The organism is Paenibacillus sp. NPDC057886, assembly GCF_042796655.1.
Taxonomy (GTDB): Bacteria; Bacillota; Bacilli; order Paenibacillales; family Paenibacillaceae; genus Paenibacillus.
Window position 1 is genome coordinate 59,660 of sequence record NZ_JBHVMZ010000011.1, and the last position, 24,821, is coordinate 84,480.

Annotated in this window: 19 protein-coding genes and 1 riboswitch; of the genes, 5 read left to right on the forward strand and 14 right to left on the reverse strand. The window is 48.2% G+C overall.

Features of this window, described 5'->3' with window-relative positions; all coding sequences use genetic code 11:
• The first annotated feature begins 225 nt into the window (after positions 1-225).
• Together ACFVQB_RS29385 and ACFVQB_RS29390 are read left to right on the forward strand one after the other, a co-directional pair.
• Complete coding sequence (locus tag ACFVQB_RS29385; protein WP_379447790.1) at positions 226-1,368, forward strand: virulence factor; 1,143 nt, start codon at positions 226-228, stop codon at positions 1,366-1,368.
• 142 nt (positions 1,369-1,510) lie between these two features.
• Positions 1,511-1,728: riboswitch (Lysine riboswitch) on the forward strand.
• Between the two features lie 116 nt (positions 1,729-1,844).
• Positions 1,845-3,311, forward strand: coding sequence for an amino acid permease (locus ACFVQB_RS29390; RefSeq protein ID WP_379447792.1), 1,467 nt, complete (start codon positions 1,845-1,847; stop codon positions 3,309-3,311).
• Positions 3,312-3,473: 162 nt separating this feature from the next.
• Here ACFVQB_RS29390 and ACFVQB_RS29395 read toward each other — a convergent pair whose 3' ends face one another.
• From ACFVQB_RS29395 to xylA, 9 genes are all read right to left on the reverse strand, one after another.
• Positions 3,474-4,601 carry a transglutaminase domain-containing protein gene (locus tag ACFVQB_RS29395; protein WP_379447795.1) on the reverse strand — a complete coding sequence of 376 codons (1,128 nt, stop codon included), beginning with the start codon at positions 4,599-4,601 and terminating at the stop codon, positions 3,474-3,476.
• A gap of 198 nt (positions 4,602-4,799) precedes the next feature.
• Positions 4,800-7,202: a YcdB/YcdC domain-containing protein gene (locus ACFVQB_RS29400; protein WP_379447797.1), complete on the reverse strand. Its 2,403-nt coding sequence runs from the start codon at positions 7,200-7,202 to the stop codon at positions 4,800-4,802.
• A gap of 202 nt (positions 7,203-7,404) precedes the next feature.
• The gene (locus tag ACFVQB_RS29405; RefSeq protein ID WP_379447799.1) at positions 7,405-8,355 is read right to left on the reverse strand and encodes an alpha/beta hydrolase; all 951 of its coding nucleotides are present in this window, start codon (positions 8,353-8,355) and stop codon (positions 7,405-7,407) included.
• A gap of 156 nt (positions 8,356-8,511) precedes the next feature.
• Positions 8,512-9,144 carry a bifunctional 4-hydroxy-2-oxoglutarate aldolase/2-dehydro-3-deoxy-phosphogluconate aldolase gene (locus ACFVQB_RS29410; RefSeq protein ID WP_379447802.1) on the reverse strand — a complete coding sequence of 211 codons (633 nt, stop codon included), beginning with the start codon at positions 9,142-9,144 and terminating at the stop codon, positions 8,512-8,514.
• Between the two features lie 236 nt (positions 9,145-9,380).
• Complete coding sequence (locus tag ACFVQB_RS29415; protein ID WP_379447804.1) at positions 9,381-11,351, reverse strand: glycosyltransferase; 1,971 nt, start codon at positions 11,349-11,351, stop codon at positions 9,381-9,383.
• Between the two features lie 19 nt (positions 11,352-11,370).
• Entirely contained in the window at positions 11,371-11,520 is a 150-nt protein-coding gene (locus tag ACFVQB_RS29420) for a hypothetical protein (protein ID WP_379447807.1), read from the reverse strand.
• Between the two features lie 38 nt (positions 11,521-11,558).
• Positions 11,559-12,086 (reverse strand): glycosyltransferase family 2 protein, encoded by a 528-nt coding sequence (locus ACFVQB_RS29425; RefSeq protein ID WP_379447809.1) that lies wholly within the window; start codon positions 12,084-12,086, stop codon positions 11,559-11,561.
• A 294-nt stretch (positions 12,087-12,380) separates the two neighbouring features.
• A complete protein-coding gene (xylB, locus tag ACFVQB_RS29430; RefSeq protein ID WP_379447811.1) occupies positions 12,381-13,874 on the reverse strand; it encodes a xylulokinase in 1,494 nt (497 codons plus the stop codon).
• 481 nt (positions 13,875-14,355) lie between these two features.
• On the reverse strand, positions 14,356-15,672 hold the full coding sequence (gene xylA / locus ACFVQB_RS29435; protein WP_063566575.1) for a xylose isomerase: 1,317 nt from the start codon (positions 15,670-15,672) through the stop codon (positions 14,356-14,358).
• A gap of 199 nt (positions 15,673-15,871) precedes the next feature.
• On the opposite strand from xylA, the gene ACFVQB_RS29440 reads away from it, so the two are divergent.
• Together ACFVQB_RS29440 and ACFVQB_RS29445 are read left to right on the forward strand one after the other, a co-directional pair.
• Positions 15,872-17,038, forward strand: coding sequence for an ROK family protein (locus ACFVQB_RS29440; RefSeq protein WP_379448139.1), 1,167 nt, complete (start codon positions 15,872-15,874; stop codon positions 17,036-17,038).
• Between the two features lie 145 nt (positions 17,039-17,183).
• Positions 17,184-17,381 carry a hypothetical protein gene (locus tag ACFVQB_RS29445; protein WP_379447814.1) on the forward strand — a complete coding sequence of 66 codons (198 nt, stop codon included), beginning with the start codon at positions 17,184-17,186 and terminating at the stop codon, positions 17,379-17,381.
• 218 nt (positions 17,382-17,599) lie between these two features.
• Here the strand turns inward: ACFVQB_RS29445 and ACFVQB_RS29450 are convergent, their stop codons facing one another.
• Positions 17,600-17,830: a glutaredoxin family protein gene (locus ACFVQB_RS29450; RefSeq protein WP_024631391.1), complete on the reverse strand. Its 231-nt coding sequence runs from the start codon at positions 17,828-17,830 to the stop codon at positions 17,600-17,602.
• Positions 17,831-17,888: 58 nt separating this feature from the next.
• Positions 17,889-18,830 (reverse strand): thioredoxin-disulfide reductase, encoded by a 942-nt coding sequence (gene trxB, locus ACFVQB_RS29455; RefSeq protein ID WP_036668032.1) that lies wholly within the window; start codon positions 18,828-18,830, stop codon positions 17,889-17,891.
• 253 nt (positions 18,831-19,083) lie between these two features.
• On the opposite strand from trxB, the gene ACFVQB_RS29460 reads away from it, so the two are divergent.
• Positions 19,084-19,815 carry a ZIP family metal transporter gene (locus ACFVQB_RS29460; RefSeq protein WP_053779008.1) on the forward strand — a complete coding sequence of 244 codons (732 nt, stop codon included), beginning with the start codon at positions 19,084-19,086 and terminating at the stop codon, positions 19,813-19,815.
• Between the two features lie 154 nt (positions 19,816-19,969).
• On the opposite strand, the gene ACFVQB_RS29465 is transcribed toward ACFVQB_RS29460, so the two are convergent.
• The 3 genes from ACFVQB_RS29465 to ACFVQB_RS29475 all read right to left on the reverse strand — a co-directional run bounded on the left by ACFVQB_RS29465 (position 19,970) and on the right by ACFVQB_RS29475 (position 24,671).
• Positions 19,970-20,785 carry an alpha/beta fold hydrolase gene (locus ACFVQB_RS29465; RefSeq protein WP_379447820.1) on the reverse strand — a complete coding sequence of 272 codons (816 nt, stop codon included), beginning with the start codon at positions 20,783-20,785 and terminating at the stop codon, positions 19,970-19,972.
• A 226-nt stretch (positions 20,786-21,011) separates the two neighbouring features.
• Entirely contained in the window at positions 21,012-23,024 is a 2,013-nt protein-coding gene (locus tag ACFVQB_RS29470) for a heavy metal translocating P-type ATPase (protein WP_379447823.1), read from the reverse strand.
• Between the two features lie 339 nt (positions 23,025-23,363).
• Positions 23,364-24,671, reverse strand: a complete 1,308-nt coding sequence (locus tag ACFVQB_RS29475) for a homocysteine synthase (protein WP_379447825.1) — start codon at positions 24,669-24,671, stop codon at positions 23,364-23,366.
• Positions 24,672-24,821 lie beyond the last annotated feature (150 nt).

Genomic DNA, 24,821 nt, shown 5'->3' on the forward strand with positions numbered 1-24,821 from the left:
AGTTTTAACCTCCAGTTCATTCTCTTTTCTTATTGTGCCAATCTTCATTTAAAAATGTTCGTGTGTGAACATAAAAGAAGTGTTAACTATCTTCGTACTTCTTCACAAACTGTGTAAGGTTCATTACCCATTTCGCAGTTTGCGGCAATTCATGTAAAATAGGGATATGCCCGTGCTAATTACGGGAACTTTAAGAATGAATCCGGTACAGGAGGTTATGAACCGATGAATATTGTTTCCATTGAACCAACACCCAGTCCCAATACGATGATGCTGCATCTGGATGAACGTCTGGAGGACGGAATCCGCAGAACATATACACTGGATAATGAACGGTCTGCTCCGGCGTTTATTCGCCAGATGCTTCATATTCCCGGAGTAAAAAGTGTATTCCACACGACCGACTTCGTAGCGCTTGACCGTAAGGGAAATGCGGACTGGGCCGTCATTCTTGGCGAAGTTCAAAGCCGTCTCGGGCAGCAAGGAATTGATCTGGATTGGATCGAATCTGAAGATGCCTCTGGTGAGCACTTCGGTGAAGCACAGGTATTCGTTCAATTCTTCAGAGGTGTGCCGATGCAAATTCGGGTCAAAGCCGGCGCCAAGGAAGAGCGAATCTCGCTCTCGGATCGGTTCGTCAAAGCCGTTACTGAAGTCGCCAGCGCAACGCTGATCAAGGAACGGAAACTGAGTGATTACGGTGTTCGCTACGGGGAATTGCCTGATATTGCAAGAGAAGTTGAACAGGAGCTGGAAGCAGCATATCCGCCAGAGCGTCTGGAAGGCGTAATTCAACAAGCTATCGAGCACGGAACCAACTCCGAAGAGTTCGTTGAACGTCGCCGTCAGCTGGATGGTGCCGAGCTTGAAGAGGCTCTTCATCATGAGGACTGGAATGTTCGCTACGCTGCATTTGATGGTATGGAGCCAACAGCAGAACGATTGCCACTCGTTGCCCATGCACTCCATGACAATAAAATGCAGATACGCCGGCTGGCTGTTGTATATCTCGGTGATATCCGTACACCGGAAGCGATGGAACTGCTGTACGAAGCTCTGCAGGATAGTTCGCCTGCCGTACGTCGGACTGCAGGAGATACTCTCTCCGATATCGGTGATCCTGCTGCAACAGCAGCCATGACAGCTACGTTATCTGACAAAAGCAAACTTGTACGCTGGCGTGCAGCCCGCTTCCTGTACGAAGTTGGAACCGAAGAAGCAGAGCAAGCTCTGCGGAAGGCAGCCGATGACCCTGAGTTTGAAGTCAGCCTGCAAGCCAAAATGGCACTGGAACGGATTGAATCCGGGGAACAGGCAGCCGGAACCGTATGGCAGCAGATGGCTGGGCGTAACAAGACGTTGGAATAGTCCTTTCGATTCATATCCAACAATTGTTATTGCGCTGGAATACCATGGGGGTTATACTGATTGTCTGTTTATTAAACAGAACATGGAGTGTTACGTTCTGTGATTTATAATTTCATAGACAATAGATACACCTCATCCATGATGATGAGGTAGAGGTCGCGGGTGCGATCAGTACGCTGAAGGAGGCGCTAAGGAGCCGCTTATGAATTCAGCCGAAAGGTGCACCCGCCGAAGCCCGCAGGACGGTTCCTTACGTTGTCCAGCGCGGCTGGGGCTGTTGCCGAAAGGTGCAGAACTGTCACAGATGTATGATGCCTTCCCCGGAGGGTATGATTTCTTCTGTGTTGAGCTATCTTAAACATTTGGGACGAGGTGCGGACGATTGATAATAAAGACCGCAGGCTAATGCCTGCGGTCTTTTGTGTTATTTTCCATTGTTCTGAACCCATTAGTATGCTGAAAAAAGGAGTGTTTCCATGCAAGACCGCAACAACCAAACCGCAACAGGACCTACCCTGAAAAAAGGACTACGCGCACGGCATATGACCATGATTGCACTCGGTGGATCCATTGGTACAGGACTGTTCCTCGCAAGTGGAACTGCCATTTCCAATGCAGGTCCAGGCGGTGCACTGATTGCTTACGCTGCCGTCGGCATCATGGTCTTCTTTCTAATGACCAGTCTCGGAGAACTGGCTACCTTCATGCCGGACTCCGGTTCATTCAATACGTATGCGGCCCGCTTTGTCGATCCGGCCCTTGGTTTCGCCATGGGCTGGAATTTCTGGTACAACTGGGCCGTCACCATTGCGGCAGAGCTCGCTGCCGCAACCGTACTCATCAAATACTGGTTCCCTGACAGTTCATCCATGTTGTGGAGTCTGTTATTTCTCGTATTAATCTTTGCTCTGAATGTGTTGTCCGTTAAAGGGTATGGAGAGTCGGAATACTGGTTCGCCATTATCAAAGTCGCTACAGTGATCATCTTTCTTACCGTTGGTGTGCTCATGATCTTCGGCATTATCGGCGGAGAAGCGGTTGGGTTCAGCAACTTTACTGTAGGGGACGCACCATTCCATGGTGGATTCTTCGCGGTTCTCGGTGTATTTATGGCTGCAGGGTTCTCTTTCCAGGGAACGGAGCTCATTGGCGTCGCAGCCGGTGAGAGTGAAAATCCGCGTGAAAATGTCCCTCGTGCTATTCGGCAAGTGTTCTGGCGTATTTTGATCTTCTACATTCTGGCAATCACAGTTATCAGTCTGATCATTCCTTACACCCATCCGAATCTGCTTAAAGGGGATCTGAACAACATCGGAGTCAGTCCGTTTACTCTTGTCTTTGAAAAGGCGGGTCTGGCCATTGCTGCTTCTGTCATGAATGCTGTTATTTTGACCTCTGTACTGTCTGCCGGAAATTCAGGCATGTATGCTTCAAGCCGCGTCCTGTATGCTCTCGCCCGAGATGGCAAAGCGCCTCGCTTCCTGGGTCGGTTGAACAAAAAGGGCATACCAATGAATGCCCTTCTCTTGACTACAGCGGTGGGTATGCTCGCTTTTCTAGCCTCCCTTTTCGGTGATGGTATTGTATACACTTGGCTGCTTAATGCATCCGGCATGTGTGGCTTTATCACCTGGCTCGGCATCGCCATCAGCCATTATCGCTTCCGCCGTGCCTATGTGGCTCAGGGACGTGATTTGAACGATTTGCCCTATCGTGCACGCTGGTTCCCATTTGGTCCGATCTTTGCTTTTGTGTTATGTATCATCGTCATTATTGGACAGAACTATCAGGCGTTCACAGGCGATCAGATCGATTGGAGCGGAGCCCTCGTCGTATACTTAAGCGTTCCGCTGTTCCTGATATTATGGCTGGGTTATAAATTTATTAAGAAAACAAAAGTCGTACCATTACAGGAATGTGATTTTACAACAACAAACGAATAACGTTATTGTATAGGCATCCTTCTTTCCACTGGAGAGAAGGATGCCTATTTTTTTCGTCCAAGTTTCGGGATAGCTATCACTCAAGCAAAAAGAACGCTCATCCATGAGCGTCCTTGTTCACCATAAGGTGTGTCCTATTATAATCATTCATACAGTCTGCTGTCACATGGTCCAGGCAATCTTCACACGCAGATCGACGGTATCCTCCATGTTGGACACGTAATACGATATTGACTTCATACCAAGCTGATACAAATCCTGCAAATCCTCTACAAGTCTCGTCTCGGTACCTTTGTATCTGAAAGTCAGCGAAGTTCCGCCATCCTTAAGCACACTCTGAACTTTTGTTTTCAGCGCGGAATGACCACTAACCGCATCGCTTTCGTCGTAGAGCGAATATTCCAGCGCATGATACAACTTCTTATACGCGGTTGCCTTACTGCCTCCCGCCTTCACCAACGTTTGCAAAGCCTCACGATAGGGGGCAGATGCAGCAGGATACTTGCCTTTAGCTGTCCAGACATGATCACGTGCCATCTCATCATCACTGAGCAAATAATAACTGTGACTTACCTTGCCCTTACGGTCAGGAGTAGGATCATCCCACGTCGTATCCATATGGTACCACTTTCCATCCAGCTTGACGAGATTCCAGGCGTGTAATTGCTCACCAGCCGTTCCTTCCACAATCCGGTTATCTATACCCACCTGCTCCAGCATGCGATAAGCAAGCAGTGAATATCCCTGACATACGGTACTTCCGGTAACAAGTCCATCGTATGCAGTATATTTCTGCAAGGATGTATCGTAGGAAAGGTTAAGTACAATCCAGTCATGAATGGCTTTAACTTTCTCATGATTCGTCATGCCAGGCACGATAATCTCTTTCAGCACGTTGGTCACCTTGCGGTTCACATAATCGGTCTGTTCCTTCGTTTCCCGATAGGCCAGCTTCACATGTACCTCTGCAGATACATTGGAGCCTTTATAGTTAAATGCATAACTTTTAACGGTATATTGAATATAGGGATCACTGGTCATTGCTTCGTCAATGGAGCTCTGCAACTGTTTCTTGAGGCCTTTCACATTGCCTTTGTATGTAAAAACAAGTTCCTCCGTACGCTGGGACATCGCATTCAGCAACGTCTCGCGCAAATCCGTATTCGTGGATATGTCCGATGTTCCCGACGCCGCGTACAGCTGATCGAGATCGACTGCATGTGGCAGTGCCACAGCGACGAGACAGCCAGCCAATAGCAGGGTTATCACTCGTTTTCCGTGCTTGCCCATGAAAGGATACCACCTCTCTTTGCAAAGTTCTCATGCCTCATTGTATCACAAAAGGGATTGACGGCAGGCTTCTAGTTTTGTCGAAAAGCATTAAAAGAGACCCTCCGCAGAAGGTCCCCTGTCTTCAGCAAAACAAACCTAACCTACCCGTTATCCTCATCATATGACTCTTCCGGGCATTTATGCAACAAACCCCAATCAATATAAACGATTGCCGCTCATAAAGGTATCCGTCTTGCCCTGAAGCTTGGCCAGCCGTTCCAATACCTGAGCCGCCTCGGCAACCGTCACTTTGCGTGCAGGCATGAATCGTCCTTCGATTGAAGGCAACAATCCCAGCTTGATGCTGAGGGAGACAGCTCCCTTGTTGTTGACTGCACTGGCATCTGCCAGGTTGGGAAGATCCGAAGGCAACGTGTAGAATCCGGCCAGCTTCTCATAGCGCAAAATGCGCACGAGTAATACTGCCAACTCTTCACGAGTCATCTCCTCCTCTGGATTTAACTTCGTTTCAGAATCGGCACCGGCTAACCAGCGTTGATCGATCAATGTCCGTACAGCTTGGTAATAAGGGCTCTCTGGGGTGATGTCAGCATATAGATTGCCATCCCCATCTCCACTATAATACATATCCATATTTGGATTAACTGCTCTTGCCAGATAGGTAAACCAATCACCCTTGGTGATGACCCGGTCTGGGAATACACGTCCCTGTTCATCTGCAAGAAGCACACCATGTTGCACCATATTCTGCAGGGCTGCTTTAGCGGCATGTCCTGTAGTATCGCTGGTTGTAACTTGAACTGCTCCAGTCATACTGCCGTACATCGACTTCCATTCTCCCGTGTTGGCATCCAGTACTTCATACGTGATGCTAGTCAACGAACTGTCAGTTCGAGTAGGCATGTAGGCAAGCTTGGTACCCACGGGAACCGATTCACTGTTGCCCATGCTGAATCCTCCATAACGCGAGTAGGCCAGTACCAACTTGAATTCTTCAAGGTAGGAAGCCTTGGCTTTCTCATAGCTGATGGCCGGTTTGACATCCGTCGGCAGTTGCTCTGGCGTTGCAGCAATCAGCGAATAATATTCATTGATCGTTCCATCATTTGAAACTTGTACCTGAACCGTATCATCCTTAACCAAGATTCCGTTTAAGTACCGTTGAAATATAAATGTTCGTGCATCGTCCAGTTCAAGCACCGATGAAAGTCGGAATTGCTTGCTTGCATCCGGCACAAGTGAGATGACTGTATTAACAGCCAGTTTCTCCGCCTGAGATTTGGTTACGGTCTTACCTTTCACTTCCGTCTCTGACTTCTCCTGCTCCATGCCCGGCATCATGCGCTGATAAATGTTCACACTGTAGATCTGTCCGGTTGCCGCATCAACCTGTGCCGAAATGTCTCTCATAAACATGTAAGACACACTTGCATTGCGGTTGCTCCAGCTCAGGCTCCAGACCTGATTGTTTGGACTTGCAAAACTGCCTTTGGTTAACTGGCTGTAATCCAATTGATAACCTTCCGGTATATTAAAACTCTTTTTGACCAGCTTCTCTGCCTGCTGAGCATTCAATTTCGATCCAGTATTCGGTGTAAAGGCAGCTACACTGCCTTTCAGAGGTTTGTCCTCCTGGGAAACTTCCTGGGCAATAGCTTCACCTGTCATGCTGTTGATTCGATCCAGTGTATTCGCATCTAGTGGCGTAACACTTGAATTTTTCGGCGTGTATCCCAAGTAATACTTTTGGCCTTTGCGAGAAGAAAATCGTTCTTCGCTAATATAGGCCAGCTGAACATCGAACTGTTCCTCGAACTTCTGCTGAGCCTGCTCCGCTGAAATGGCTGCCTTCGATGATGGATATTCAGCTCCAATCGTAGTTCGTGAATATCCCGTCACCAAACCGCCGCTCTGATCCACACTTATGTAGGCTGTTTCCGCCTCGGATACCAAGCCTTCATGTTTCAGCTGGTAGCTGTAAGTATATTCTGTTCGGCCAAACAGGGATTGCTGCGCATTGTTTATATACCGTTCATCAACGGCAACAAAACCATCTTCCTTCAGATTCGGAATTGCCTTATACAGAAACTCATCTGCCTGCTTTCTCGCTTCGGTTTTCGTTAATTTCGTCTCCGAATCTGAAACCTGCTTTTCCAGCAACTCAGAAGGCAAATGTACACTTAGTACTTCCCCTGTAACCGCATGTACCGCTGCGCTGAATCCAGTGGACCGATTCCCTTCACGCAGTTCAAATCCGATATCCCATGCCTTGTAATCTGGTGGTGGAAAAGAGTTCGGTGAATCAAATTTTGCGTATGAAATCGTCGCCTTTTTTAACAATGGAAATAATTTCAGTATATTCTCGCTGGCTTGCTTGGAGGAGATTTTGGCTCCTTCAGGCACCTCGTTGTCTGTTAATCCAAGTGGTTGTTCCGCTTCCCCCGCTGCGGCTTCGGTTACCTGTTCCGCTGTTGCTGCCGACGCGCTGCCTGCAAACCCTGGTGTCTGTGATGCCAGAAGCAAAGTTGCCATGGCTGCTGTAGCCGCTTTGGCTGTGAACATTTTGAATCGTACATTAAAATTCCAATCAAAACTCAAATCTGGACCTCTCCCTTCAATTTCATACAAGGATGCATGCAAAATAACCTCGCATGAATATTGCCAGTCTATTCTATGATACCATAAGCTTCCTTTTTAATCGTCATTTTCCCAACAATTTTACAAATGTGAATTTCTGCATATTTTATAGAAACAGCAAAAAACACCAACCGGGTTGGCGTTTCGACGATCAGCCTGAGCATTAAGTGGACTGAATTTTCTCTATATTGACGTTTGGTATAACAGATTCATTGGACTGAGCCTGCACCTGGACATGATTTTTCAAAAAAGGAATCACCGTATTCCAGAACGCAGGATCTTCTTCTGAACAGCTATGCCCACCGCTATTGACCCACAGATGCTCCACGGGCGGATCAGCTTTGGACATAAAATAATCAAGTTCGCTTGGTGGAATAAAGTTATCCCCTTTGGAATGTACCATAAGCATCGGAAGCTGCATTCCTTTGCGCCGTTCATTCAGCAGCATGACAGGATCACGCTTACGATACGTTTTCAGAGATTCACCAAGCCGCCAGAACCAGATTCTCGGAATCAGCTGGGCCAGCGGAAACAGAGGCAGACGTCGCCGTCTCAGCTCGGAACTGACGATAACCTCGAATTGGGATGGCATGGAGTCTGTGATCACCGCTGCTACAGGAATGTCCTCCGTCACAGCGAGAATCGTCCCTAGTCCGCCCAAGGAGTGCCCAAGCACACCGATTGCAGCAGGATCAATTTCCGGTCGTGACGACGTATATTGCAATGCTGACAGCAGATCGTCACGGAACAGGTAAGCTGAAGCCGCTTTAACCGGATCACTGGCTCCATGACTTCGAACATCGTACATAAAGAGAGCGTACCCTGCTTCCCAAATAGGACGTGCATAACGGAGGACACGGGATCGGTTGGAGCCCCATCCATGTGCAATAATAACCAACGGCCAAGGCTTCGGGACATGAGCTCCAGCCGGAATGAACCAGCCATGCACTCGCCCGCCTCCACTCTCGAAGGTTATATCCTCAAATGGCATAGGCGGTGTGAGCGTAATCGGAATCTTTTTGGGCGTCTGACTCTTCACCGCTGCCTTCCATAAACCACCCGCAGTTACCGCGGCAACCGCAATCATCCCGCCAATCATCGTTTTAGCTTTCACTGGTGTCACTCCTCTCCGTTTTCTGGCCTAACTCCATCATACGACAGCAAGGTTAACAGGACGTTAATCTACATCACTTCTTATATTATCCAATGGTACAGAAGTTCTCCTTATATATACCCCGATGTGTCCGATCCACTTCCATTAGCACATGGTTCAACCCTCAATTTTCGCGATATTCACAAATGCACGTGTGCAAGCGGCAATCTGCTCATCATTCCCTGCTGCGAGTGCTTCTTTTGGTAAAAGTGCACTTCCAAGGCCCACTGCTGCCGCACCCGCAGCATAATAATCTGTAATGTTATCCAGGGTGGCTCCTCCTGTTGCAAGCAGTGGAATATGATTCAGTGGAGCCTTAATTTCACGTAAATACGGAATACCCAGACTCGCCATTGGGAACAGCTTCACCACTTTTGCTCCTGCTTCATAAGCAGCCACAATCTCCGTTGGAGTCATCGCACCGGGCCAGATCTCCACTCCATGTTCTACAGCATATTCAATAACGGACAGATCGACATTCGGAGACACGAGAAATTGAGCACCCGCTGCAACGGCTTCTTCGGCCATCTGCACATTCAGTACCGTGCCTGCCCCGATGTAAGCCTTACCCTCATGCCGTTCGCGCCAGTCTGCAATAATATCGTGTGCCCCAGGTGTGTTAAGTGTCACTTCCATCAGACGGATTCCCCCATCGGTCATCCCTTGCCCTGCTGCCTGAGCAGATTCCCGGCTAATACCGCGAACAATAGCCACCAGTCTCGATTCTAGTAATACTTCCGTCAGATTCATGCCAACTTCCCCTTGTTTCATAGATTCGGCAGCCGAAGACAAGTATTCGTTATCACCGCTTTTCCGTTAGTCACTATTGTAAAGCATATCGTCCCCTGGATGTAATCATTTGATCCAATTTCTTGTGAGAGAGTATGTACATCAAAGTCTCCGGTATACAGTTATATGGAAACACAAAAACCTCTCCATGGAAAAAGGGATTATTTATCCACTTTATTCCTTTAGAGAGGTTTGCTTTAAGCATTTCCCAGCACACTATCCTTCTCCAGATCCTTAAAATATTTATCATTATACAACATGCTGGGATGTGTCGGATGGTACATCAAAGCAATATCATTGTGCTCTTTGGCTTTTGCCCGATTGCCCATCCGGTCATAACACACACACAATTGTAAATGCGGCATCCATGTCCATGCAGCTTCGTTTAATACTACCATTGGATCGGTCGGGCGTACGGCGCGGGTCGCCTGCTCATACCAGTATAAGGCTTTGCGGTAATCGGTACGGTCGGCAAAATATCCACCCAATCGGCAGCAAATCTCTGCCCTCGGCAAATCAAAGGCAAAGGATCTCAGCAATGCCGAGACTTCCTTTTCCGAATGTTTAAGCGATGCCTCGCAATCAGCTATCTTCTGGCATGCCGCGATCTGATCTTCCACCCATCCCAGCCCGGTGTCCAGAAATTTTCTATAGTACTGCACTGCATCTTCCAGATGCCCGTGGTCTTTTAGTTCATTGCCAAAATAATATAAATCACGCGGAGAGAATTCCTCCCCTGCCTGTTCGCGTTTGCGATAAATTTTTAGATTGCGATTCGTGTATTCCTTATCTTTTTTATGCGTGACTGCCACATCACTATGCAGCAGATGACCAGCCACTTCCAGATATTCATGCACTGCACCAATCCAGCGATAATTCCGATTCCGGCGCACCAGCCGGTTCCGCCTTAGACTATATGACACCTTCCCCTCCTCCGTAAAGGACAGATGATAATCCATCGTAACACTATCCACAGCAGGGTCCAGGGAACGCTTCAGTTCAATGAGCTTCACTCGGTCATCCGGTTCAAACACGTCATCTGCATCCAGCCATAATATATATTCACTTGTTGCTTGTTCAAAGGCAAAGTTCCTTGCCACCGCAAAATCATCCACCCATTCAAAATCGATAATGCGTTCCGTATAACAAGCCGCGATCTGACGCGTCTGGTCCGTCGACCCCGTATCTACGATCACAATCTCGTCAGCGATTCCGTTAACCGAGTCCAGACATCTGGCGAGGGAAGCCCCTTCATTTTTCACAATCATACATAGCGAAATACTGATCGATTCCTCTCCGCGTATGGCTCTGCGATTAAAAGCAGCTACTCCGGGCAATTCCGATAGTCGATAGATGTGATAGGCCGGAAAATGTGTATCCACATATAATCGGAAACCCAGTGCTTGAGCACGGATGCAAAAATGGCGATCTTCTCCCCAGAAAGATACATTCGGAATCTGGTCATAGGAAACCCCGGACTCCAATACGTTCCTGCGAATAAGGGTACACGCCCCAAGTCCCCCCACTTCATAACAGCCCGGGGTACGCAATTGCCTCAGAAACGTATCCGTTTGTATATTCTCGTCCTCTGCTTCCTCCCCTATGATGCGTTTGCCTCCTTTGCGAAAGAGGGCGTACTCATCCTGCAACCAGACTTGTGGCATTTCCCTTGTGCCCGGCTGCCATCGTGTCCAGAAGATATTGGAGACAATCTCCTTCCTGTTGGATACGAGCTGTTCCAATGTCCGTGGATGCAGGACGAGGTCGGAATCAATCAGGAACACGGCATCGTACTTCTGGTCACGGGCATATGCCAAAATTCGATTTTTCAGTCCCGCTACCCGCCAGATCTGTTCGTCGCGCCAATAATGCCCACCCTCGTCCTTGTTGTATATTCCTTTTCCCTGACTGGTATCTGCTTCATCTACATTGGCATCCATAAGGCGACCTTCATGTCGAAGTGCAAACTCATGGAGCATATTGGATGCCGCTTCTTCTTCATTGTCGTCCACAAACAGATAGTCTGTCGTTACCGTCGTTCGCTCAAGCGATTCCAGGGACTGGAGAAATTCACGGAGTACCGCGGCCGTCTGCCGAACAGGGCTTGCGATAAGAATCCTTTCCTTTTCCTTTTGCTCTTCTTCTCCTTGTTCGTTTTCCTTCTTCAAATGGATTGTCCTCCTTTCCTTATTCCGACCATTGCAGGAGTCTAGGCTCTGCATCCAAAATGGATTCGTACTGTTCCTTCCAGCCATATCTTGCATCCGGGTCCAGTGCCTGATAGCGCTCGTATTTACGAATCCGGTCCTCTGCACGTGCCCAACCATAATACTTCACCCGAGGGGAGTGACATCCATAGGCAAAATGCTGAATCGTTAGCGGAAAACGGCCGCAGTGCTGGGGGTTTCCTTCCAGTCATAGCTCCATTCGGGGCGGTATCGAACCAGAAATGGCCGATAATACGCATGAGCCTGCCAGTATTGATCTTCCCGGTAATGTGTCTCGCTCCACATATCAAAAAGCCTGAAATAAATGGCATCCTCCGTTCCACTTAACAATTGATTCCGAACAATGCCAAAATCCGTCGTCAGAATTTCATCCGCCTCCAGGTTTAAAATCCATTCCGGTCCGGTAGCCACCGTTGTCTCCCACTGCTGCTTGCGTAAACTTACCTCATCTGCAAACAGGGAGGCCGGGTTCACAATCAATGTAAGCGGAATTCCCTCCAGCATTTCCTGGCATAAAGCGACGGTATGGTCCGTACTACCATCGTCAATGATCATTGCACGATCAATCCACGGCCGGTGAGTCTCCAATGCCTGTCTAAGATACCTGTGCTCCTCATTGCGGACAATCATGGACAAGGTGACATGCGGCCTCGTGGTTTCTTCACGATCTTCCAACTCCCCACCTCCAGGCTGAGTCTGTCACGCGTAATGACTGATATGAAATGGATGATTCAATTAGCTGAACCCCTGTAAACTCAGTATCTAATCTATGCGCATCTGGAACAGGGTTATGTCTGGCTGGGCAACCTTTCATGACGTTTAGAAACCTTCAAAATACGATCTGTCCTTCTTTTCTTGGACAACGACAAAAAGGGCACCCGCTTTGGCAGGTGCCTCCTTAATGTAATATTTCATTGGTTTAATATTTAATGACCTATTGAGATCTCAATATAGAAGAGGTTTGAATAATTAACGATATGCAGCCAGACGGTCGTTCAGGCTGCGTGTTTGCCCATACACATCCTGATATAGCGCAAACAATCCGTCATACACCTTAACCGTATCCGGGTTAGGCGCATAGGATTTGGCAGGACGAATGAACGCTGCTGCACATTCTTGCAAGGATGGGAACCAACCACAGCCATAAGCTGCCAGCATCGCCGCGCCCATTGCTGGACCTTGCTCACTTTCCAATTTCACAATGGTTGCATTGAAGACATCGGCCTGCATTTGCAGCCAGGCTTCATTTTTAGCACCGCCACCAATGGAGATAACTTCATTCACCGTTTTGCCAGCGTTACGCAGAATATCGATGGACTCCCGCAGCGAGAACGTAATCCCCTCCATCACAGCACGCCCAAAGTGCTCCAGCTTATGCCCTGCATCCATGCCGATAAAACTTCCACGAATGTTCGCATCCGGGTGCGGCGTACGCTCGCCAACGATATAAGGGGTGAACAGCAACCCGTTGCTTCCCGCCGGAATCGCATCAATGCCCTGCAAGAGCACATCAAATGATTTGTCTGCTGCAAAAGTATCCTTGAACCAGGACAAGCTGTATCCTGCCGCAAGCGTTACCCCCATAATATAGAAGGCATCCTTCTCGCCATGGTTAAAAAAGTGCACTTTGCCTTCGAAATCGAGATCCTTGCGCTCTTCATAGGAAAGTACTACCCCGGACGTTCCGATGCTGCACATCGTCTGTCCTTCACTCAGAATGCCAGCGCCAATGGCTCCGCATGCATTGTCCGCACCGCCCGCATATACTTTGGTTGCCGCTGCAAGTCCGGTTTGATCCGCAATCTCAGGCAGTAATGTGCCTACTTCCTCAAATGACTCCACAAGACGTGGGCACAAGGATAACGGCAGTTCAAAAGCTTCCGCGATTTCTTTGCTCCACTGCTTGCCTGCAACGTCCAGCAGCAAAGTGCCCGCTGCATCCGAATAATCCATAGCATAATCACCTGTCAGGCGATACCGCACATAGTCCTTCGGCAACAGGAACAAGGCCGCTTGTTGCAGCAATTCTGGCTCGTTCTCCTGTACCCACAGGATTTTAGGCAGAGTAAAACCTTCGAGTGCACGGTTGCGGGCAATGCTTAACAATTTGCCATCCAGTACTTTCTCAATGCGGCGGCACTGAGCCGTTGTCCGTGTATCGTTCCACAGAATGGCATTGCGCAGCGGTTTACCCTCAGCATCTACCAGCACCAATCCATGCATCTGTCCGGAGAAGCTCAGTCCTTCGATTTCCGAAGGATGTACGCCGGACACTTCCAGCAATTTGCGCAGCGACACAATTGTCTGTTCTACCCAATCCTCCGGGTTCTGCTCACTGTATCCAGCTTTGGGCTGGTACAGCGGATAAGCCTCGGATGCTTCAAATGCCACTTTCCCTTCAATATTAACAAGCACAGTTTTGACTGCGCTTGTTCCCAGATCGACACCAATTACGTAACTCATGGGTTAACTCCTCTCGTTTGTAACAGGATTGTATAAATGAAACTTTGATGCTCATGTGGGCACTCCGTGATCAGAAAACCCTCGGATCGCCGTTACCCCCGGATTTCCTTTATACCCTTTAGCAAGGGAGAAATCCGGGGATAAATGCGCACACTTCGCTTCCTCGGGTCCTTTCTGCTCACTTCGTTCTGCATGCACCATCTTAGACAAACATTTATATCAAAACAGTAAAAACGTACTCGTTCTTATAACGGAAAGATTGATCCAATGACCTTGATTCCTCATTGGTTATAAATGAAACCTTGATACGTCTGTAGGTCACTCGGGTATCATTGGCTCGGGTATCAAAAAACCGCCCCCGCCTTCCCAGGGGAAAGTCGGGGACGGTCCGAATGTCATGCTTGTTCAGGCGTTCCGTGGTACAAGCTTGTACAGGGCAGGCATGGTTACATGCCATACCTTGCATAGGTGAAACCTGGTATTAGTCAGCCAGGATGTATTGGTTGAGTTTTGCTCTCAGCAATTCCTGACGTCCGGATTGGTTTTTGCGTGGGCTTTCGTTGTTCAGCGCGTACTCTGCAAGGGAAGCCAGTGTTGCTTTACCTGCAACCACATCTGCACCAATACCTTCGCTGAAGCTGCTGTAACGTTTTTCGATGAAGTCATCGAATACGCGATCTTCAATCAATTTTGCTGCCACTTTCAGACCTTTAGCATACGTATCCATACCAGCGATGTGTGCCAGGAACAGATCGTCTGCTTCGAAGGAACCACGACGTACTTTGGCGTCGAAGTTCACACCACCACGGCCGATACCGCCGTTTTTCAATACTTCGTACATGGTCAATGTAGCATCGTACATATCAACCGGGAACTCATCCGTATCCCAACCGATCAGCATGTCGCCTTGGTTCGCATCGAGGGAACCGAGCATGCCGTTTGTGCGGGCAACGCGGATCTCGTGATCGAATGTGTGACCAGCCAGTGTAGCATGGTTAGCTTCCAAGTTCAGTTTGAAGTGTTTGTCCAAACCGTATTTTTGCAAGAAGGCAATGGAAGTTGCTGCATCATAGTCATATTGGTGCTTGGTTGGCTCTTTCGGTTTAGGCTCGATCAGGAATTGTGCATCGAAGCCAATTTCCTTCGCGTAGTCTACTGCCATGTGGAACATGCGGGCAATGTTGTCTTGCTCCAGCTGCATGTCTGTGTTCAGCAATGTGTCATAACCTTCACGACCGCCCCAGAACACATAGTTTTCTGCGCCCAGACGTTTACCCACTTCCAAACCTTTCTTGATTTGCGCTGCAGCATGAGCGTACACGTCTGCGTTGCAAGTGGAAGCTGCACCAAACATGAAGCGTGGGTTGGAGAACATGTTCGCTGTATTCCAGAGCAGTTTTTTGCCGCTGGATTTCATGTGACCTTCAATCAGGTCAACAATCGTATCGATGTTGCTGTAGAACTCACGCAGGCTGTTGCCTTCTGGTGCGATGTCCACATCGTGGAAACAGAAGAACGGTAGATTCATTTTTTCCAAAAATTCAAATGCCGCTTCCACACGTACTTTCGCGAGGTCCAGACCGGAGTATTTATCCCAAGAACGAACAGCAGTCTCCGCACCAAACGGGTCACTACCGCCCGCTGTTAATGTATGCCAGTAAGCCATGCCGAAACGGAAGTGCTCTTCCATCGATTTGCCGGCTACAACTTCTTCCGGATTATAATGTTTAAAAGCAAATGGATTCGTGGAATCTTTACCTTCGAACGAAATTTTATTAACGGATTCAAAATAGGCCATGTAAAATGCCTCCTCAATAGTTTTAAAAGTAATCGTTTACAACGTTATCCTATCACATCGGTTATACTTTGTCTATTGGTTAAACAAAGTAAAAATAAAATTTTTTTTGCACGTTTGTTTACGCTATAATAGTCGAATAGCTTGTTTACGGATAGCGGGTCTGAACCCTTTTATACAAGAATAGGAGTGCCTTATGGATATGAAAATTACCGGAGACCAGATGCTGGTCAAAAAAATAAACAAGTCAATCGTCCTGGATACGATTCGGCGTCATGCTCCCCTTTCCCGTGCACGGGTATCCGAGATTACAGGGCTGAATAAAGCTACGGTATCCAATCTGGTTGCCGATCTGATCAATGATGAACTCTTGCAAGAAATCGGCCCTGGGGAATCCAGCGGTGGACGTAAACCTCTGATGCTGCTATTTCGCGGTACATCGGGATATGCCGTAGGTTTGGAGCTCAGCGTGACCCACTTAAAGGGTGTGCTTACCGACCTGGAAGGTCATATCATCACAGAGTACGCAGTGAAGCTGGAGCAACATGATGTCTCCTCAGTATTAGAACAGTTGAAACTTGCGGCAGAACATCTGATTCAGGCAGCCCCTTCCTCCCCTCACGGTGTGATTGGTATTGGTATCGGGGTGCCGGGCATGGTGGATGAGGAAGGAACGGTACTCTTTGCACCCAACCTGGGGTGGGAGAAAGTGCCACTGCGCGCCATGCTGGAAGAAGCATTCGAGCTGCCTGTCACGATTGATAACGAAGCGAATGCAGGCGCTCACGGAGAGTTGAATTTTGGTGCGGGCATTGGTGTACGTCATCTGATTTACATTAGTGCAGGCATTGGGATCGGTTCAGGTATTATGGTGGACGGCGAGCTGTACAAAGGAGCCTGGGGATATGCCGGAGAAACAGGCCATATGTCCATTGAAGCAGAGGGCAGGCCTTGCTCCTGTGGCAATCGTGGCTGCTGGGAGTTATATGCGTCGGAGAAAGCTTATGAGCACCCGGATCATCAGTTGCTTTTGCCGGCACATACTACGCGGGAATTGATTGATTATGCACAGCATGGCCATGAAGATGTATTGAAGCTATACCAGGAAATCGGCCGCAAACTGGGAGTTGGCATCACCAATATCGTCAACAGTTTCAATCCTGAGCGCATCATTATTGGCGGCCCTCTTTCTGAAGCAGGACCATGGATTGAAACGGCGCTGAAACAAGTGGTGGAGGAGCGTACGTTGCCCTATCACCGCCGCAGTTTACAGATTGAATGGGCTGCTCTGGGCAGTCGGTCCACACGTGTTGGTGCCGCTTACTCAGCCATTTCCCAATTTTTAGGCAAAATAAGAGTGTCCGTCTAATAAGCGATGAAAATTGACATCATTTTGCCCCATTTCCTCCCTTTTTGTTAAAGAAATCCAGAGGTATAATAGGGTTATGTGATTTTTGTCATGGCGGCATGAATGCCACTGTGTTAATTCCGATGACGAAACGGAGTGAAAATTCGTGACCTACGTGGATACTTCAGATATCTCGGCGCAAATGTTTGTCACCGTACTCCTGTTCCTGATCGTGCTTGCGCCGCTGTTCAGCCTTGGCATACTTCGATTGTTTCAGAGCAGAAAGAAGGCTGGTTTCATGTACATGCTTTCAGGCGTACTGGTGTATGTAGTATTTCAGACCTTTATGAGTATCTTTTTTTAGATAAAATATGTTTGATTTTAACGTCAAATCCCCTTTTACATCCACAAAAGAGTTCATGAAACATGTGCTCTGTTGTAGCTGTGAAAGGGGATTTTTCATGTTGCAGATAAAAGAAGCCTCAGTCCTGATCTGGACTAAGGCTTCTCCAATATATATTCAAACGGCTCGCGCGAACCGGAATAGCTGCATGTGACTTAAACTACCCTATACAGGATAAATTAAGCGTCCAGCGCTTTGGCGAATTGAGTTTTGTTCATACCCAGAATGCGGTGTTCACCAATGACAGTCAGAGGTACGGCACGAACACCCATGTCCCATACTTGTTGTGCGAACTCATCGCTTGTCTCGATGTTACGCTCTTCATAAGAGATGCCTTTGTCAGCCAGGAAGCTTTTTACCGATTTGCAGTTTGGGCAGTTGGTTGATGTGTATACAATTACGTTCTCCATGTTTATTCACCTCATATTTTTTTTATGGACTAATCTATTGATCAAAACAGCTCTTCCCTTACAGGACTACTGCGCTGTGCTCCAAGCTCTCAATATATTTCTCTGTATCCATCGCAGCCATACATCCGCTGCCTGCTGCTGTGATCGCTTGTTTGTAACGGGTATCCTGCACGTCACCACAAGCGAATACGCCTGGGATATTGGTTTCGGATGTGCCCGGTGTAGTCAGAATATAACCGTGTTCATCGGTTGTAATCTGTCCGCCCAGGAATCCAGTGTTTGGTGTGTGACCAATTGCTACGAATACGCCGCTAGCAGGGATCACTTCTTCTTCACCTGTTTCGTTGTTCAATACTTTCAATCCAGTTACGCCGTTGTCGCCAGCCAGCACTTCAAGAGGGGTACGGTTCAATGCCATTTCCACTTTCTCATTGCTACGTGCACGATCCTGCATGATTTTGGAACCACGCAGTTCTTCACGACGGTGTACCAAAGTTACTTTGGAACCGAAACGAGACAGGAAGCTCGCTTCCTCCAGCGCGGAGTCGCCACCGCCAATAACGATGATTTCTTTGTTGCGGAAGAAGAATCCGTCACATGTGGCACAAGTGCTGACACCACGGCCCACATTCGTTTCTTCGCCAGGAATACCAAGGTATTTAGCAGATGCGCCAGTAGACAGAATCAAGGTTTCGGATACGAGCTCACCCATACCTTCAACCTGAATTTTGAATGGACGCTCGCTCATATCGATGTTGTTTACCCAGCCTGTACGGAATTCTGCACCGAAGCGTTCTGCTTGTTTGCGCATATTGTCCATCAGTTCAGGACCCATAATGCCGTCAGGGAAACCTGGGAAGTTCTCCACTTCTGTTGTTGTTGTCAGTTGACCACCAGGTTGCGGTCCTTCAATAACGAGTGGGTTCAAGTTGGCACGTGCAAGATAGATTGCTGCTGTCAGCCCTGCAGGGCCTGTTCCAATAATAATTGATTTATACATGTATAGTTCCTCCCCCGGGTTCTGCAAAAAGGTCAGGCTCTCCGGCATCAAAAGCAAATGCTTTTGCATACACTAGAACGAAAGCCTACATCATGTCCACATGAACTGCCCGTTATGACAATTAACCTATGCAGAAACGGAATTCTAATTTATAATAATTCTAATCTGTTGTTCATTATGATCTCTTTTATGTACGGTGTCAATGCTCGGCAGCGATTATGAAGAAGTCTTCATCAGGAGGGAAAATGGAAGCATGAACGATGCACTCATTGGCAGCTTTATCTCAGCCATGTCTACCGGCCTTGGGGCCATACCTATTCTATTTATGCGCAAAGTAACCCACCGTCTGCGTGATATTTTGCTTGCCTACGCAGCAGGCATCATGACCTCTGCCTCGGTGTACAATCTCATTCCGGAAGCACTCGGGCAATCCAATTTGTTTGTACTTGCCCTTGGTATTATGCTGGGCAGCATGGTTCTACTTGTGCTGGAGATGAAGATTCCCCATGTGGATCTGGAAAATCCTGAGAAGATGCCTTTCAAAATTGAAGCCAAAGCCTTCATGATTATTGCAGCCATCACTATGCATAACCTGCCCGAAGGGCTATCGGTAGGTGTCAGCTACGCAAGCAGTGACGCAGGACTTGGCAATCTGATTGCCTTTTCCATTGGATTGCAAAATGCGCCGGAAGGATTTCTGGTCGCCCTCTTCCTTGTCAATCAGAACATCGGTCGCTTCAAGGCGCTCGGCATCGCCACGCTGACGGGTGCAGTTGAGATTGTTACAGCCATGATTGGTTACACACTCAGTAGTCTGGTCTCCGGTCTGGTCCCTTATGGTCTTGCCTTTGCAGCGGGTGCCATGATGTTCATCGTGTACAAGGAATTGATTCCTGAAAGCCACGGCGACGGCAATGCACGGGCGGCAACGGTTTCCTTTTTGCTTGGACTGATCACGATGATTGGCCTGACTGAACTCTTTTAATAGAAAGAACAAAGAACATCCCTCACATGAACACAACGATGGACGGCAAAAAAACCTGAAAGGACAGCAGCACGCTAACTTCCAGGTTCTTTTTTTGTTCACAAATGAAGATTCAATGAAATAGTTGGAACGATCTGTAAAGGTCGTTTGACGATCACAATCCGGATTTGATAAACCGAATCAATTCGGCATTGAATTTTTCCAATTCATCATAGAACACCCCGTGACCGCTCTCCTCAAAAGCAATCAATTGAGAACCGGCAATGCCTTTGTGCATCTCTTCGGCAAACTCAAATGGGCAAATCTCATCCTTCTTCCCATGCAAAATGGCTGTAGGTACCTGAATCGAACTCAGGTCACCTCGCAAATCCTCATCCCGCAAGGCAATCGCACTGTTAATCGTACTGTAAGACGAAGCCTCCATGCCGAGTGCATGGAACCAATCCATAAACGGCTGGCTATGCTGCTTCGCGAAAAACATGCCGCCAAACGTCTCCAGCAGCTTCGGACGATCTGCGAAGATCGGCTCAATAATCTGCTCGGTGAGCTGCGCTGGAGTCAGTCCATACGGATAACCATCACGCTGCGTGAAGACCGGTGCCGCCGCAGACAATAGCGCCAGCTTGGATACACCATGTCCCGCATGGCGGGCCATATAATGCACGGCAATCGCTCCACCCATGGAGAAGCCTGCAAGTACAACGTCTGTCAACTCCAGATCATCAATCACGGCACGAACATCGTCCGCCATCCGGTCATAGTCATAGCCTGTGGACGGTGCGTCCGACTTGCCATAACCTCTGAAATCTATTGCAATGGTACGAATGCCATGATTCGGCAGTACATTTAATTGATATTCGAACATTTTATAATTGACAGGCCAGCCGTGCAAAAAGACAACCGGTGTTCCTTGACCAATATCTTCAACAAATACATTCACATTTGGTTCCACTTGTACGTAACGTCCCATATTTCACTGCTCCCTTTATTGTCATGTCGTTGCAACGGCATATGCCGAACTGCATGGTTATGTTTCGCTAACTTTCAATAACAACGTTCTATAAGTGAAAATTCCGTTTGGAACGTTCCCTCTGGAATCGTCTCTTCGAATCATTACCCTCTGACCCAAGGTTCAAACGCCATCCTTTTTAAAAGGATACAGAACCGCTATCCAATCGATACCACTGTCTGACTTGTTATCGCAGCAGTCTTAGTCCATTCAGAATAACCAGAATCGTGCTGCCCTCATGGCCTACTACACCCAATGGCAATGCAACATCTTGTAAGAAGTTGCCCGCGATTAGAGCCAGAATTACCGTGATGGCAAAAAACATATTCTGCTTCACCGTCCGCTGCGCCCGGCGAGCCTGCCTGATCACCCAGGCAATCTCTTCAATATTGTCATTCATCAGTACAACGTCTGCTACTTCCAGTGCAGTGCCGCTGCCCGATACCCCCATACCCATGCCAACCGTTGCCGCTGCAAGTGCAGGCGCATCATTCACACCATCCCCAACCATCAACACTTGCCCGTACTGTTCACGAAGCAGATGCACCTGCTTCACTTTATCTTCGGGTAGCAAACCTGCGTATACCAGACTCACACCTGTCTCACGCGCGATCACTGCTGCCGATTCGGGACGATCACCTGTCAGCATAGCCACTTTAACACCCATCGCTTCCAGCATTTTCACCGCTGCGGCCGCTTGTGGGCGCACAGTGTCCCTCATCGCGATCAGTCCGGCCATCTCCCCGTTCGCTGTTATGGCAGATACAGTTTTGCCTTCTCCCTCAAGTTGGGCACGTATGCCATGCCACATAGTAAGATCATTCATAGCTGAAGCACCCAATCGCTTCTCTATATCATTTGCGTTATTTACCTCACTGATATGATGCGTATCCAACTCATCCGTTTTGCCAATTTTCCAGAGAACACCGTTTACTTTTCCCTCAATCCCCCAGCCCGTCAGAGCCTGGACCTGTTCGGCAACAGGGAGTATGATGTCCTCCTTGCTTGCCTGCTCCACAATGGCCCGAGCCAGTGGATGCATCGAAAGGTTCTCGATGGCGGCTACCGTACCCAACAATTGTGTCCGGTCATATCCGTCTGCCGTTATAATATCGGTCACCTGTGGTGTACCCATCGTCAATGTCCCTGTTTTATCAAAAGCAACCACCCGGGTCTGGGCCATGTTCTCCACATGAGCGCCACCCTTGAAGAGAATACCGCGACGCGCACTGCTGGACATCGCTGATAACATGACCGGCATAATGGAAGAAACCAGGGCACAAGGTGAAGCTACAACCAGAAAGACCATTGCTTTGTAAAACGCCTCGTTCCATGTCCAACCAAACAATAGCGGTGTTGCCACAATAACCAGCACCGTTACGGCGACAACAATACGCGCGTATATCCCCTCGAATCGTTCAATAAAGCGTTGGGAATCCGGCATTTCCGTCTGCGCCTCTTCCACCAGTTTAATGATTTTGCCAAACAACGATCCTTCAGCGGATTTGGTCACCTCCACGTATAGAGCCCCTTCGCCATTGACGGTACCTGCATATACTTCGTCACCAGCGACTTTGTCTACAGGTAAAGATTCGCCTGTAATCGAGGCCTGATTGATAAAAGAGCTACCCCTGTACACGACACCATCCGCCGGGACCAGTTCGCCTGGTTTGACCAGCAACAGATTCCCCGGCTGCAAATCATCGATGGATACACGATTCATTTTACCGTCCTCAATACGCAGCGCCGTTTCCGGTTTGAGCGCGAGCAGTGATGAAATATCTTTGTGACTGCGCTCCGTCGCGTAACTTTCCAGCGCACCACTTAACGCGAAAATAAAGATCAGCATAGCACCTTCATTCCAGTAGCCAATGGCTGCCGCTCCGAGCGATGCTGCAATCATGAGCAGATTCACATCGAGATCACGATCCTTGACCAATGTCTCTATGCCTTCTTTGGCCTTGGTCCATCCACCTATGGCATAAGCAACAATATATAGCAGTACGGATAACGGGTTGGACCAGGATGCCGTTGCCCAGGCGATAAGCATCAAAAGTCCACTGCCCAGTGCAGCTTGCATTTCCTTGTTACGCAGCATGGCCCGAAAGTCCGGTTTGCGCCCCCGGCCCGGACCAGGTGTGTTGGCAGAGCGCTGTTCAGCTTTCGCTTTGGTTTTAATAGGTTGGTGTATCGCTTGCATATGAATCACAATCCTTTCTGATTGTCGGGTTGTAGACTGCATTTTGCTGCATCCATGTCCCCTGTATTGAAGTCGTATTGAGAATGAGAGCCATTGTTAATGCCCTTAAAATGACACATGCTGCTGCGGGAATCCCGCAGCAGCATGGCAATCAAATGAGAATGATAATCATTTTTGTACTTATGCAATTATTTTTACCCAATACAACTTTTGCTTTATTATATGCCTGTGCTTTGCATTTGTAAATGGGTTTTTCACCGTAGTCGGTCTCAAGTCAAAAAAGCCACTCGTCCATAAGGACAAGCGGCTCGTGTAAATTTAATTTATTTACGTTTTGAATTAAACACTAACGCTTGATTGCTGACTAGCCTTGATAGCTTGCTCCAGGTCATAGATAATATCCTGAATATTCTCTGTACCCACAGATAGACGAATCAGCTCAGGATTAACGCCTGCTGCGGTCTGCTCATCTTCTGTCAGCTGTTGGTGCGTCGTACTTGCCGGATGAATGATCAGTGACTTGGAGTCACCTACGTTGGCAAGGTGAGAGAACAGCTTCACATTTTCAATCAGTTTGCGTCCTGCATCCACGCCGCCTTTGATACCAAAGGTCAGAATGGCTCCTTGGCCTTTCGGCAAATACTTCTGTGCCAGCTCATAGGAAGGGTGACTCGGCAAACCTGCGTAGCTGACCCATTCCACATCCGCATGTTTCTCCAGATATTGCGCCACAGCCAGTGCGTTGCTGCTATGACGTTCAACACGCAGATGCAGTGTCTCCAGTCCTTGAATGAGCAACCATGAATTGAAAGGTGAGATCGTTGCACCCAAGTCGCGCAGCAATTGCACACGGGCTTTGATAATATAAGCAATTGGTCCAACCGCTTCCGTATATACGACGCCATGATAGCTGGAATCCGGTTCTGTCAGTCCCGGGAACTTGCCGCTCGCTTTCCAGTCGAATTTGCCGCTGTCCACAATAACACCACCAATGGATGTACCGTGACCGCCAATAAATTTGGTAGCCGAATGAACGACAATATCAGCTCCATGCTCGATCGGACGAAGCAGATAAGGACTCGGGAATGTATTGTCCACAATCAAAGGAATGCCATGTTCATGGGCGATGGCTGCTACTGCTTCAATGTCCAGTACGTTGCCTTGCGGATTACCGATCGTTTCAGCGTACAATGCTTTTGTCTTATCTGTAATCGCCGCCCGGAAATTCTCAGGATCGCTGGAATCTACAAACTTTACATCCAGGCCAAGTTTCGGTAGTGTGGTTGAGAACAGATTGTACGTTCCCCCATACAGACTCGCTGCGGAAACAATCTCATCTCCCGCACCTGCAATGTTTAAGAGGGAGAACGTAATCGCTGCCTGACCGGAAGCGGTAGCCAGTGCACCCGCGCCTCCCTCAAGTGCAGCAATACGTTGTTCGAACACATCCGTGGTCGGATTCATCAGACGCGTATAGATATTGCCAAACTCTTTCAATCCAAACAGATTGGCTGCATGCTCCGTATCACGGAATCCGTAGGATGTTGTTTGGTACAACGGTACTGCACGTGCATGGGTGGTCGGATCAATCTCCTGGCCTGCATGGATTGCCAATGTTTCAAATGAAAGCTCACGTTCGTTTGACATAAATCGGTTTCCTCCCTTAACTTATACGTTGGCTTCTTTCCCAGATGTCATGACATGGTGGCGTATGTTTTCCATATTCTCTCACAAGATGTCGCTTTTGAAAAGAAATATTTCCGATTTTTCCGATGAGAAATGTTAATTATGTATTAG

Bases quoted from the DNA above. Each gene is read 5' to 3' on its own strand.
- ACFVQB_RS29470 (WP_379447823.1), bottom strand. From the start codon at position 23,024: ATGCAAGCGATACACCAACCTATTAAAACCAAAGCGAAAGCTGAACAG.
- ACFVQB_RS29440 (WP_379448139.1), top strand. From the start codon at position 15,872: ATGAAAATTACCGGAGACCAGATGCTGGTCAAAAAAATAAACAAGTCA.
- xylA (WP_063566575.1), bottom strand. From the start codon at position 15,672: ATGGCCTATTTTGAATCCGTTAATAAAATTTCGTTCGAAGGTAAAGAT.
- trxB (WP_036668032.1), bottom strand. From the start codon at position 18,830: ATGTATAAATCAATTATTATTGGAACAGGCCCTGCAGGGCTGACAGCA.
- ACFVQB_RS29465 (WP_379447820.1), bottom strand. From the start codon at position 20,785: ATGGGACGTTACGTACAAGTGGAACCAAATGTGAATGTATTTGTTGAA.
- ACFVQB_RS29410 (WP_379447802.1), bottom strand. From the start codon at position 9,144: ATGAATCTGACGGAAGTATTACTAGAATCGAGACTGGTGGCTATTGTT.
- ACFVQB_RS29390 (WP_379447792.1), top strand. From the start codon at position 1,845: ATGCAAGACCGCAACAACCAAACCGCAACAGGACCTACCCTGAAAAAA.
- ACFVQB_RS29450 (WP_024631391.1), bottom strand. From the start codon at position 17,830: ATGGAGAACGTAATTGTATACACATCAACCAACTGCCCAAACTGCAAA.
- ACFVQB_RS29385 (WP_379447790.1), top strand. From the start codon at position 226: ATGAATATTGTTTCCATTGAACCAACACCCAGTCCCAATACGATGATG.
- ACFVQB_RS29460 (WP_053779008.1), top strand. From the start codon at position 19,084: ATGAACGATGCACTCATTGGCAGCTTTATCTCAGCCATGTCTACCGGC.
- ACFVQB_RS29395 (WP_379447795.1), bottom strand. From the start codon at position 4,601: ATGGGCAAGCACGGAAAACGAGTGATAACCCTGCTATTGGCTGGCTGT.
- xylB (WP_379447811.1), bottom strand. From the start codon at position 13,874: ATGAGTTACGTAATTGGTGTCGATCTGGGAACAAGCGCAGTCAAAACT.
- ACFVQB_RS29475 (WP_379447825.1), bottom strand. From the start codon at position 24,671: ATGTCAAACGAACGTGAGCTTTCATTTGAAACATTGGCAATCCATGCA.